Source organism: Moellerella wisconsensis, assembly GCF_022592395.1.
Lineage (GTDB): Bacteria > Pseudomonadota > Gammaproteobacteria > Enterobacterales > Enterobacteriaceae > Moellerella > Moellerella wisconsensis.
The window spans coordinates 3,419,833-3,432,536 of sequence record NZ_CP093242.1 but is presented as its reverse complement, the minus strand read 5'-3'; the positions used below and the strand labels follow the sequence as shown (position 1 = coordinate 3,432,536).

At 44.3% G+C, this 12,704-nt stretch carries 9 protein-coding genes, 1 tRNA gene and 2 rRNA genes; 8 read left to right on the top strand and 4 right to left on the bottom strand.

Going from position 1 to position 12,704, the window contains the following annotated elements; all coding sequences use genetic code 11:
• Position 1: 1 nt before the first annotated feature.
• The 3 genes from rsmB to def form a co-directional block, all read right to left on the bottom strand.
• The gene (gene rsmB / locus MNY66_RS14995) at positions 2-1,285 is read right to left on the bottom strand and encodes a 16S rRNA (cytosine(967)-C(5))-methyltransferase RsmB (RefSeq protein WP_047254569.1); all 1,284 of its coding nucleotides are present in this window, start codon (positions 1,283-1,285) and stop codon (positions 2-4) included.
• 74 nt (positions 1,286-1,359) lie between these two features.
• A complete protein-coding gene (gene fmt, locus MNY66_RS14990) occupies positions 1,360-2,307 on the bottom strand; it encodes a methionyl-tRNA formyltransferase (protein WP_241501148.1) in 948 nt (315 codons plus the stop codon).
• A gap of 40 nt (positions 2,308-2,347) precedes the next feature.
• The gene (def, locus tag MNY66_RS14985; protein WP_047254567.1) at positions 2,348-2,869 is read right to left on the bottom strand and encodes a peptide deformylase; all 522 of its coding nucleotides are present in this window, start codon (positions 2,867-2,869) and stop codon (positions 2,348-2,350) included.
• Between the two features lie 280 nt (positions 2,870-3,149).
• Here def and dprA point away from each other — a divergent pair, with 280 nt between their 5' ends.
• The 5 genes from dprA to MNY66_RS14960 are packed head-to-tail and all read left to right on the top strand — an operon-like array spanning position 3,150 to position 6,463.
• Entirely contained in the window at positions 3,150-4,256 is a 1,107-nt protein-coding gene (gene dprA, locus MNY66_RS14980) for a DNA-processing protein DprA (RefSeq protein WP_047254566.1), read from the top strand.
• A gap of 17 nt (positions 4,257-4,273) precedes the next feature.
• Positions 4,274-4,819, top strand: a complete 546-nt coding sequence (locus MNY66_RS14975; RefSeq protein ID WP_047254565.1) for a DNA topoisomerase family protein — start codon at positions 4,274-4,276, stop codon at positions 4,817-4,819.
• A 4-nt stretch (positions 4,820-4,823) separates the two neighbouring features.
• Entirely contained in the window at positions 4,824-5,393 is a 570-nt protein-coding gene (gene tsaC / locus MNY66_RS14970; RefSeq protein ID WP_053907174.1) for an L-threonylcarbamoyladenylate synthase type 1 TsaC, read from the top strand.
• 6 nt (positions 5,394-5,399) lie between these two features.
• Positions 5,400-6,218 carry a shikimate dehydrogenase gene (gene aroE / locus MNY66_RS14965; protein WP_241501147.1) on the top strand — a complete coding sequence of 273 codons (819 nt, stop codon included), beginning with the start codon at positions 5,400-5,402 and terminating at the stop codon, positions 6,216-6,218.
• On the top strand, positions 6,215-6,463 hold the full coding sequence (locus MNY66_RS14960; RefSeq protein ID WP_241501146.1) for a DUF1488 family protein: 249 nt from the start codon (positions 6,215-6,217) through the stop codon (positions 6,461-6,463). The genes aroE and MNY66_RS14960 overlap by 4 nt, the downstream gene beginning before the upstream one ends.
• Here the strand turns inward: MNY66_RS14960 and MNY66_RS14955 are convergent.
• Entirely contained in the window at positions 6,451-7,002 is a 552-nt protein-coding gene (locus MNY66_RS14955) for a gamma carbonic anhydrase family protein (protein ID WP_241501893.1), read from the bottom strand. The genes MNY66_RS14960 and MNY66_RS14955 overlap by 13 nt on opposite strands.
• A 641-nt stretch (positions 7,003-7,643) precedes the next feature.
• On the opposite strand from MNY66_RS14955, the gene MNY66_RS14950 reads away from it, so the two are divergent.
• From MNY66_RS14950 to MNY66_RS14940, 3 genes are all read left to right on the top strand, one after another.
• A 16S ribosomal RNA gene (locus MNY66_RS14950) occupies positions 7,644-9,186 on the top strand.
• 88 nt (positions 9,187-9,274) lie between these two features.
• Positions 9,275-9,350: transfer RNA gene (locus MNY66_RS14945), tRNA-Glu, on the top strand.
• 330 nt (positions 9,351-9,680) lie between these two features.
• Positions 9,681-12,588: ribosomal RNA gene (locus MNY66_RS14940) — 23S ribosomal RNA — on the top strand.
• The 16S and 23S rRNA genes sit together here with 1 tRNA gene alongside, the layout of an rRNA operon.
• Positions 12,589-12,704 lie beyond the last annotated feature (116 nt).

Genomic DNA, 12,704 nt, shown 5'->3' with positions numbered 1-12,704 from the left:
ATTAGGCTTTTTTGGTTAATCGCGCGTAAAAGAATCCATCCCCACCCTCGATTTCAGGTAGGATCTGATGGCCTGCGATGGTGCCATCTGAGAGTAAGGCTTCTGGATGGCGCTCTAAAAATTGTAGGATCTGCTGGCTATTTTCATCGGGTAATATAGAGCAAGTCGCATAAACTAATGTTCCGCCAACGTTTAGCTTTGGCCAAATAGCTTCTAAAATTTCAGCTTGTAGTGTCACTAGTGTTGCTATGTCATCATTACGGCGCAGCCATTTTATATCTGGATGGCGGCGTATTACACCTGTTGCAGAGCACGGTGCATCGAGCAATATGCGATCAAATTTCTCATCTTTTGCCCATTTATCGGGTGTTCTTCCATCACCAACAATAATTTTCGCATGTAACTTTAGACGCTGAAGGTTTTCTTTTACCCGTTTTAGGCGTTGCTCATCAATATCGACGGCCAAAACATTGGCTGTTGGTGCAAGTTCTAAGATATGTGTAGTTTTTCCACCAGGCGCAGCACATAAATCCAGAATATATTCGTTTTCTTGTGGCGCGAGTAATTCAGCGCAGCCTTGTGCTGAAACATCTTGAACCGTAACCCAGCCTTCGTTGAATCCTGGTAATTTAGTGACCGCAGTAGGTTCGGCTAATCGTAATGCGCTAGGGTGTTCAGGATGTGGATAAGCTTTAATTTCTGCTTGTGTTAACAAAGATAAATAGTCAGCGGTTGAATGATGTAAGGAATTAACTCGCAACCACATGGGTGGTTTCTGATTATTTGCAGCAACGATGGCTTCCCAATGGTCAGGATAAGCCGTTTGGAGCCGGGCAAGTAACCAACTCGGGTGAAGATGATGACTCGCATTATTAACGACACGTTCTTCTAACTGTTCTTGCTGGCGTTGAAATGAACGTAATACACCATTTATTAATCCTTTTAACTGCGGTTTTTTTAACGCAGTTGCACCGTTGACTGTTTCTGCTAGAGCTGCATGGGCAGGAATACGAGTATAAGCTAGCTGATAAATTCCCACCATGAGTAAATAGTGTAATGTGCGTTGTTTGCCTGTCATAGGTTTTGCCATTAACTGACTAATATACCATTCGAGCTGGGGTAATACGCGCAGAACACCGAAGCATAATTCTTGCAAAAGGGATTTATCTTTATCACTGATATTACGTTGTAAATCGGGTAAAACGGTACTAAGAGATTGGCCTCGGTCAAGGACTTGACTAATTGCCTGAGCAGCGATACTGCGTAAATTATATGTGTTTTTCATAGATTGGAATGAGATATGTCTTTCATTAAATAAGAAACTGCCTGAAATTAGGCTCAGGCAGTTAGAATATGGGACTAATTGAGTTTCTGCCCTGGAATAAATGATCCTCGGCGGGAATTTAGTAGGTCTTGTGCATGCATCGGTTTTTTACCCGGCGGTTGTAATTGAAGAATATTCAATTGGCCATCACCAGTAGCGATACAAATTCCTTTTTTATCTGCTCGTAGGATAGTTCCTGCTGGTTGATTATGCGGCTCATTGATAACTTCAGCCTGCCAAACTTTCATTAACTGCTCATCTACTTCAAAGTAACTGATTGGCCACGGATTGAAGGCTCGAATACAACGCTCTATCTGCTCTGCTGGTAAGGCCCAGTCAATTCTGGCTTCGTCTTTACTGAGTTTTTCTGCGTAATTGGCGAACTTATCATCTTGTTTTTCTGGGATCGCTTGGCCTGATGTGATGAGATTAAGCGTTTCTATTAGTGCATTGGGTCCAACTTCAGCCAGTTTTTCATATAAAGAAGCACTGGTATCTTGAGCCGAAATCGGCAAAATAGCTTTATGCAGCATATCTCCGGTATCTAAACCAATATCCATTTGCATAATTGTCACTCCCGTTTGTGCATCTCCAGCCCAAATAGAGCGTTGGATTGGCGCTGCACCTCTCCAACGTGGAAGTAAAGACCCATGAACATTCAAGCATCCCAGACGGGGTAGATTAAGTATCGCCTCAGGTAAGATCATTCCATAGGCAACCACTATCATAATATCTGGATTTTGGTCAGCGACCCATTGCTGACTTTCGTCATTTCTGAGCGACGTAGGTTGAAACACAGGAATTGCATTTTCTTCAGCCAATAATTTTACTGGGCTTGGGGTCAGTTTCTTCCCTCGACCAGCAGGTTTATCTTGCCGAGTTAATACCCCAACAACGTTATGATGAGTTTTTAATAAAGCAGCCAAATGTCTGGCAGCGAAATCCGGGGTTCCGGCAAAAATAATATTTAGCGGTTGTGACACGTTGCAAATTCCTGTTTGATGACTTTTACAGCTAGCGAAATTAGTTGGTTTTCGCTGTTTTAGCTCTTATACGATCAATTTTTTCTACTTTTTGGCGTATACGCTGACGCTTTAATGCTGATAAATAATCGACAAATAATTTACCCTCTAAATGATCCATTTCATGCTGAATACAAATAGCTAGGAGCCCATCGGCATCTAGTTCGAAAGATTCACCTTTCTCATTGAGTGCGCGTATTTTAACGAATTCAGCCCGAGGTACGAAGCCTCTTTGTTCAGGGATAGATAAACAGCCTTCTTCAATCCCTGTTTCGCCTGATTTCTCCAAGAGCTCAGGATTGATCAGAACCAGTCGTTGATCGCGTGACTCTGAAACGTCAATTACAATGATACGCTGATGAATATCAACCTGTGTTGCAGCTAAACCGATGCCTTCTTCATCGTACATTGTTTCAAACATATCATTAACGATACGTTGGATTTCGGCATCAACTTTTTCAACCGGCTTGGCGACGGTGCGTAGGCGCTCGTCTGGATAATGTAATATATGTAATACTGACATAAATAATTTCGAACTGTATCCAAAATGTGAATGGGAATTAATGCCTATTCTAGACATTTCTCGGTTAGATTGACAGTATTGGTTATGATTTGTGCAAATCATAACTATACCCTCTAAATATCAAATAGTAAGAACTGTTTCTAGATGGTATTAATTGCTGAAAATGGCTATTAATGACTGTCCTTTATAATAAGCTTAACGCAAGGTGAGCCGTTATCACTATATTTTATAGAGAACGATTCTTTTAGGATAACTCCACCTACTGCGTCAGGATGACACTATGGATGTCTTGGAAATATGGCTACGAATGATGATGGTAAGCCGCTTACCATCGTTACAAGCACTAAAAGTGATTAATAGACTAATGATAGTAAAGAAAATTAATCACGCTAGCTTACTACAAGCTGGGCTTAATGAAAAACAAAGCTTACAGTATCTTCATCGCTCTGAAAAACAAATAACGAGCATATTTAAGTGGTTAGAAGATTGTCAGCATCATCTCCTCACGCTTGCTGATCCTAAATATCCATTTTTATTGAAGCAAATTCATCATTCTCCTCTTGTTTTGTTTGTTATGGGAAATATTGAGGTTCTTTCTACAGAGCAGGTAGCCTTGATTGGCAGTCGTAATGCAACCCATTATGGTAGTTTTTGGGCGAAGCAATTTGTACGCACTTTTGTTGAACATAACCTTACTATTACCAGTGGCCTAGCTTTAGGTATTGATAGTATTGGTCATAAAATCGCATTAGAAAATAATGGTAAAACAATTGCCGTACTTGGTAGCGGTCTAGATTATATTTACCCTAAGCAGCATCAAGCGTTGGCGGAGCAGATTACTCAGCAAGGAGCCTTAGTTTCAGAATATGCACCAGATACACCACCATTAGCCAAAAACTTTCCTCGGCGTAATCGAATTATTAGCGGATTGAGTCGAGCTGTAGTGGTGATTGAAGCGAGTATGCTCAGTGGCTCATTAATTACGGCGAGATATGCCCTTGAACAAAATAGAGATCTTTTTACCCTTCCGGGGGCATTAGGCAATGAGCATTATCAAGGAAATCATTGGTTAATTCAGCAAGGTGCTTATCTTATGACGGATCCACAAGATCTACTTACGCATTTACAAAGTGAGTTGCAGTGGTTAATGCCGGAGCCATTATTTAATTCTGAGCCGCCATTAAATACGATATCGTCGTTAAATATGCCAGAGGCTGATATCATAGCTAGTGGTTTGATACATTTTATTGATTATCAGGTAACGGCAATAGACAGCATTGCCCAGCGTGCACAACAATCTGTCTCCGTCATATTACCGCAATTAATGGAACTCGAATTGGCCGGAAAAATTATTTCTGTTGCTGGTGGTTATATAAAGATTAATTGAATAATAAAGAGAGGATTATGTCGACACAATTGCCTTTTGCTACCGAGGGCGTAGAGCACTGCCCCGAATGCCATGCTAAATTGGTTATTCGTAATGGCCAACATGGTCCTTTTTTGGCGTGTTCAGCCTATCCCGAATGTCAATATACACGGCCTTTACGTCCAATCAATGATAGTCATATTATTAAAGTATTAGAGGGGCAAATCTGCCCGGCTTGTGGCCATGAGTTAGTTCTTAGGCAAGGGCGTTTTGGTATGTTTATCGGGTGTAGCCATTATCCTGAGTGTGAGCATACGGAGTTGATCGATAAGCCGGATGAGACATCAGTCATCTGCCCTCAATGTAAAAAAGGTCATTTATTACAGCGTAAATCGAGATTTGGCAAGACATTTTATGCGTGTGATAGCTATCCTGAATGTCAGTTTATTATTAACAATAAACCGATATCTGGCGAGTGTATATTCTGCCAATATCCATTATTAATGGAAAAGAGAACCGCGCAGGGAGTAAAATTGTTTTGTGCCAGTAAACGTTGTGGTAAACCACAAAAAGATAATGAGTAAAACTATGACAAATCATGTAGCACCTGCAATAGATAAAATAATAGAACAATTAAATAATAGTCAAGTAATAGCGTATCCGACTGAAGCTGTGTTTGGGCTCGGTTGTGATCCGGATAATGAACAGGCGATCAACTCGCTTTTAGTTTTAAAAAATCGTTCATGGGAAAAAGGATTGATTCTAATTGCTGACAATTATGAACAACTTAGAAATTATATTGACGATAGCAAACTTAGTGAGCAGCAAAAGAATACGATGTTAGCTTCATGGCCAGGGCCAGTAACGTGGGTTGTGCCAGCTAAACTAACGACTTCAAAATTATTGACTGGAAAATTTGATACTTTAGCGATCCGCGTTACAGACCACCCATTAGTAAAAGAATTATGTCGCTCTTATGGCAAACCTTTGGTTTCGACCAGTGCAAATTTAAGTGGTTTAGAGCCTTGCCGTAACTATGATGAAGTCCTTGCACAATTTAAAGATTCGATTCCCATTTTAGAGGGGATTGTTGGCGGGCGACAGAATCCATCCGAAATACGCGATGTGCAAACCGGACAATTATATAGAAAAGGATAAGTTGTTATGGGTAATTTTGCGGTGTTCGGTAATCCTATCAATCATAGTAAATCTCCTTTTATTCATCAGCTATTTGCACAGCAAACAGGGTTATCCCATCAATATGGCGCGGTATTGGCGCCAATAGATGAGTTTGAGTCATGCTTAGCTGTGTTTTTTATGGAAGGTGGTAAAGGGGCTAATATTACGCTTCCTTTTAAACAACGCGCTTATGCAGCTATGAATGAATTAACTGAGCGCGCCCAAATTTGTGGGGCTGTAAATACCGTAATGCGGCTCGATGGTGAACGTTTGCTGGGAGATAATACTGATGGGGTGGGTTTATTGCTAGATTTACAACGCCTCAATTTTATTCATAAAAATAGTAATATCTTATTAATTGGCGCAGGTGGGGCGGCACGGGGTGCTTTATTACCTTTGCTCGAATATGGGTGCCGTATCACACTGACAAATAGGACATTAAATAAAGCGGAGCAATTAGCTGCGGAATTCTATTCTATCGGTAATATAACCGCTCAATCAATTGAAAAACTAATTGAGCCGAAATTTGATTTAATTATTAATGCCACATCGTCGGGTATTAATGGTGATATACCTGCACTTAATCCGAATGTATTAACCTCTAAAGTCGCTTGCTATGACATGTTTTATCAATCAGGATTAACGCCTTTTCTATCATTCGTTACTGAGCATCAGGTACAGCAAATATCTGATGGTCTAGGTATGCTGGTGGGGCAAGCTGCTTTCTCGTTCAAATTGTGGCACGGTATTTTGCCTGAAATCGAACCCGTATTATTGGCATTAAAGAAAGAGATTAATCGATGAATCAGGCAATACAATTTCCAGACAGTGAATATTGGGATAGTTCGGCGCGCAAGATGATTTTTCCTGTGCTCGTCAATGGAAGGGTTGCTGATTGTGTTATTACTGAAGAGCAACTGTATTCACGATTTGGTCATGATATCGATGCGCTTTCTGTATTCACTCATCATCGTTGGGATATTGAAGAAGAGTTTGAGGCCTTGATTAAACAAGGCCATGAAGATGAATTGGGTAATTACTTACTATAATCATCATCGCAAAGATAATTATCTTTCCAGCCAACGTAGTTATTTGATGACGATTTCAGATGTTCTTTTTCGGCGTCGGTTAAAGGTCTAATAGCTTTGGCTGGGCTGCCTAAATAAAGGAATCCACTCGGTAGGTGTTTTCCTTGAGCGACTAAACTACCCGCACCAATAATAACATCGTCTTCAATAATCGCATTATCCAGAATAATGGATCCCATTCCAACGAGTACGCGATTACCAATACGGCAGCCGTGTAACATAACTTTATGACCGACAGTAACGTCTTCGCCAATAATTAATGGATTGCCCTCAGGATTATTAGCAGATTTATGAGTGGTATGGAGAACCGAGCCATCTTGAATATTAGTTCTAGCGCCTATGGATATATGATTTACATCACCCCGCAGCACGCTTAAAGGCCAAATACTGACATGTTCCGATAAACGTACATCGCCAATAATAATAGCCGATGGATCAATCATTACGTTTTCAGCAATAGAAGGCATGATACCCATATAAGAACGCAGATTACTTTTCATCATAGTTATAGTATCGATATATAAAATAAAGTGGATAGAAAAAGATTAGCAGATAAAAGAAACGAAATCGTGATTAAACAGAGAGAATATGATTTTCCTCTATATAAGCTATTAATAATATCTGTTGCAAACTTTAAGTTATTACTTCAAAACACTTAATTATTACCTTAACAGAACCAACATTGATGCAAAATACGGCATTTTGGTGAATATATATTCATTTAATAAATTATTTCAAAAAAACACTTGTGTAATTTTCTCAGCTCCCTATAATCCGCTCCGTTGTCACGACAAACCGGCCGAACGGTTGAGTTTGAAAGTTCCAAAGCGCAGTAAGCGCCTTGAAAAACAGCGGGATGATGGAGGTGATGGTCGAAGTAGTTCGGAAAGAAAGTTAAAAATAAATGCTTGACTTCCTGAATGAAAAGAGTAATATACGCCACCTCGCAACAAGAACCTTAACGAGTTACCTTAAGCCTTGTTGCAACGCTCTTTAACAATTTATCAGACAATCTGTGTGGGCACTCACAAGACACTATCGAAATAAAAAATATTTTTGATTTTAAGTCTTAAAGAGTGACTAACACGTTAATTCATATATGAATAAATGAAGTCAGTTTAATTCTTTGAGCATCAAACTTTAATTGAAGAGTTTGATCATGGCTCAGATTGAACGCTGGCGGCAGGCCTAACACATGCAAGTCGAGCGGTAACAGGAAGAAGCTTGCTTCTTTGCTGACGAGCGGCGGACGGGTGAGTAATGTATGGGGATCTGCCTGACAGAGGGGGATAACTACTGGAAACGGTAGCTAATACCGCATAATCTCTAAGGAGCAAAGCAGGGGACCTTCGGGCCTTGCGCTGTCGGATGAACCCATATGGGATTAGCTAGTAGGTGAGGTAATGGCTCACCTAGGCGACGATCTCTAGCTGGTCTGAGAGGATGATCAGCCACACTGGGACTGAGACACGGCCCAGACTCCTACGGGAGGCAGCAGTGGGGAATATTGCACAATGGGCGCAAGCCTGATGCAGCCATGCCGCGTGTATGAAGAAGGCCTTAGGGTTGTAAAGTACTTTCAGTCGGGAGGAAGGCGTTGATATTAATACTATCAGCGATTGACGTTACCGACAGAAGAAGCACCGGCTAACTCCGTGCCAGCAGCCGCGGTAATACGGGGGGTGCAAGCGTTAATCGGAATTACTGGGCGTAAAGCGCACGCAGGCGGTTGATTAAGTTAGATGTGAAATCCCCGGGCTTAACCTGGGAATGGCATCTAAAACTGGTCAGCTAGAGTCTTGTAGAGGGGGGTAGAATTCCATGTGTAGCGGTGAAATGCGTAGAGATGTGGAGGAATACCGGTGGCGAAGGCGGCCCCCTGGACAAAGACTGACGCTCAGGTGCGAAAGCGTGGGGAGCAAACAGGATTAGATACCCTGGTAGTCCACGCTGTAAACGATGTCGATTTGGAGGTTGTTCCCTTGAGGAGTGGCTTCCGGAGCTAACGCGTTAAATCGACCGCCTGGGGAGTACGGCCGCAAGGTTAAAACTCAAATGAATTGACGGGGGCCCGCACAAGCGGTGGAGCATGTGGTTTAATTCGATGCAACGCGAAGAACCTTACCTACTCTTGACATCCAGAGAATTTAGCAGAGATGCTTTAGTGCCTTCGGGAACTCTGAGACAGGTGCTGCATGGCTGTCGTCAGCTCGTGTTGTGAAATGTTGGGTTAAGTCCCGCAACGAGCGCAACCCTTATCCTTTGTTGCCAGCACGTAATGGTGGGAACTCAAGGGAGACTGCCGGTGATAAACCGGAGGAAGGTGGGGATGACGTCAAGTCATCATGGCCCTTACGAGTAGGGCTACACACGTGCTACAATGGCGCATACAAAGAGAAGCGAACTCGCGAGAGCCAGCGGAACTCATAAAGTGCGTCGTAGTCCGGATTGGAGTCTGCAACTCGACTCCATGAAGTCGGAATCGCTAGTAATCGTAGATCAGAATGCTACGGTGAATACGTTCCCGGGCCTTGTACACACCGCCCGTCACACCATGGGAGTGGGTTGCAAAAGAAGTAGGTAGCTTAACCTTCGGGGGGGCGCTTACCACTTTGTGATTCATGACTGGGGTGAAGTCGTAACAAGGTAACCGTAGGGGAACCTGCGGTTGGATCACCTCCTTACCTAAATTCGAAGTTGAATGTGAAGTGCTCACACAGATTGTCTGATAGAAAGTAGAGCAAAATGCGCGTCTGCGAAGCAGTGACTGATGTCCCCTTCGTCTAGAGGCCTAGGACACCGCCCTTTCACGGCGGTAACAGGGGTTCGAATCCCCTAGGGGACGCCAATTGCGCGGTTATCGAGTGAAAGGCGGTACCCAAAAATAATGATTAAGCTGACTTATTGAGTCGGCTTAACAATTATGCTCTTTAATAATCTGGAACAAGCTGAAAATTGAAAACAACGGTATTCTTTGTCGAAAGAATACCAGAGTCTCTCAAAATACTCCAATTTGTAGATGTTCTCTGCAATGTCGAGTTGACGAGCGAAATGAGTTCAAGGCAGCCCGCGCACAGCAAGCGCAGCGTACTTAAGGTACGTGAGCATTGCGCGCACGGACTAACAAAGAAATCATGATGCACAGTCACTCGTATTCAGAAACACCTTCGGGTTGTGAGGTTAAGCGAATAAGCGTACACGGTGGATGCCTAGGCAGTCAGAGGCGATGAAGGACGTGCTAATCTGCGAAAAGCGTCGGTGAGCTGATATGAAGCGTTATTAGCCGACGATGTCCGAATGGGGAAACCCGGTGCACTTTGGTGCATCATCATTTAGTGAATACATAGCTAAATGAAGCGAACCGAGGGAACTGAAACATCTCAGTACCTCGAGGAAAAGAAATCAACCGAGATTCCCCTAGTAGCGGCGAGCGAACGGGGAGCAGCCCAGAACCAACATCAACGCTAGCATTAAGAGAACAGTCTGGAAAGTCTGGCAGTAAAGGGTGATAGCCCCGTATCTGAAAATGTTAGTGTTGTGAGTTCGACGAGTAGGGCGGGACACGTGTTATCCTGTCTGAATATGGGGGGACCATCCTCCAAGGCTAAATACTCCTGACTGACCGATAGTGAACCAGTACCGTGAGGGAAAGGCGAAAAGAACCCCGGCGAGGGGAGTGAAATAGAACCTGAAACCGTGTACGTACAAGCAGTGGGAGCCTTGATTTATCAGGGTGACTGCGTACCTTTTGTATAATGGGTCAGCGACTTATATTCTGTAGCAAGGTTAACCGAATAGGGGAGCCGTAGGGAAACCGAGTCTTAACTGGGCGAATGAGTTGCAGGGTATAGACCCGAAACCCGGTGATCTAGCCATGGGCAGGTTGAAGGTTGGGTAACACTAACTGGAGGACCGAACCGACTAATGTTGAAAAATTAGCGGATGACTTGTGGCTGGGGGTGAAAGGCCAATCAAACCGGGAGATAGCTGGTTCTCCCCGAAAGCTATTTAGGTAGCGCCTCGTGAATTCATCTTCGGGGGTAGAGCACTGTTTCGACTAGGGGGTCATCCCGACTTACCAACTCGATGCAAACTACGAATACCGAAGAATGTTATCACGGGAGACACACGGCGGGTGCTAACGTTCGTCGTGAAGAGGGAAACAACCCAGACCGCCAGCTAAGGTCCCAAAGTCATAGTTAAGTGGGAAACGAAGTGGAAAGGCTCAGACAGCCAGGATGTTGGCTTAGAAGCAGCCATCATTTAAAGAAAGCGTAATAGCTCACTGGTCGAGTCGGTCTGCGCGGAAGATGTAACGGGGCTAAACTATGCACCGAAGCTGCGGCAGCGATATTTAAATATTGTTGGGTAGGGGAGCGTTCTGTAAGCCTGCGAAGGTGTGCTGTGAGGCATGCTGGAGGTATCAGAAGTGCGAATGCTGACATAAGTAACGATAATGCGGGTGAAAAACCCGCACGCCGGAAGACCAAGGGTTCCTGTCCAACGTTAATCGGGGCAGGGTGAGTCGACCCCTAAGGCGAGGCTGAAAAGCGTAGTCGATGGGCAACGGGTTAATATTCCCGTACTGGTGATAATTGCGATGGGGGGACGGAGAAGGCTAAGTTAGCTGGGCGACGGTTGTCCCGGTTTAAGGATGTAGGTGGGTGAATTAGGCAAATCCGGTTCACTATACACTGAGGTCTGATGACGAGTCACTACGGTGATGAAGTAACTGATGCCATGCTTCCAGGAAAAGCCTCTAAGCTCTAGATTATCATTAATCGTACCCCAAACCGACACAGGTGGTCAGGTAGAGAATACTAAGGCGCTTGAGAGAACTCGGGTGAAGGAACTAGGCAAAATGGTGCCGTAACTTCGGGAGAAGGCACGCTGGCGCTAGGTGAAGTGATTTACTCACGGAGCTGAAGCCAGTCGCAGATACCAGCTGGCTGCAACTGTTTATTAAAAACACAGCACTGTGCAAACACGAAAGTGGACGTATACGGTGTGACGCCTGCCCGGTGCTGGAAGGTTAATTGATGGGGTTAGCGTAAGCGAAGCTCTTGATCGAAGCCCCAGTAAACGGCGGCCGTAACTATAACGGTCCTAAGGTAGCGAAATTCCTTGTCGGGTAAGTTCCGACCTGCACGAATGGCGTAATGATGGCCAGGCTGTCTCCACCCGAGACTCAGTGAAATTGAACTCGCTGTGAAGATGCAGTGTACCCGCGGCAAGACGGAAAGACCCCGTGAACCTTTACTATAGCTTGACACTGAACATTGAGCCTTGATGTGTAGGATAGGTGGGAGGCTTTGAAGTGTGGACGCCAGTCTGCATGGAGCCAACCTTGAAATACCACCCTTTAATGTTTGATGTTCTAACGTAGACCCATTATCTGGGTTGCGGACAGTGTCTGGTGGGTAGTTTGACTGGGGCGGTCTCCTCCCAAAGAGTAACGGAGGAGCACGAAGGTTAGCTAATCACGGTCGGACATCGTGAGGTTAGTGCAATGGCATAAGCTAGCTTGACTGCGAGAGTGACGGCTCGAGCAGGTACGAAAGTAGGTCATAGTGATCCGGTGGTTCTGAATGGAAGGGCCATCGCTCAACGGATAAAAGGTACTCCGGGGATAACAGGCTGATACCGCCCAAGAGTTCATATCGACGGCGGTGTTTGGCACCTCGATGTCGGCTCATCACATCCTGGGGCTGAAGTAGGTCCCAAGGGTACGGCTGTTCGCCGTTTAAAGTGGTACGCGAGCTGGGTTTAGAACGTCGTGAGACAGTTCGGTCCCTATCTGCCGTGGGCGTTGGAAGATTGAAAGGGGCTGCTCCTAGTACGAGAGGACCGGAGTGGACGCACCACTGGTGTTCGGGTTGTCATGCCAATGGCATTGCCCGGTAGCTAAGTGCGGAAGAGATAACCGCTGAAAGCATCTAAGCGGGAAACTTGCCTTGAGATGAGTCTTCCCTGACTCCTTGAGAGTCCTGAAGGAACGTTTAAGACTAAGACGTTGATAGGCTGGGTGTGTAAGCGGTGCGAGCCGTTGAGCTAACCAGTACTAATGAACCGAGAGGCTTAACCTTACAACACCGAAGGTGTTTTAGAGAGACACTGAATGATTTAGCGATTTATTTTGATGAATAACGAAATAATGAGATAAATCAGGAAAGAATATTGTTTAAAATGACAGCTTGTTCAA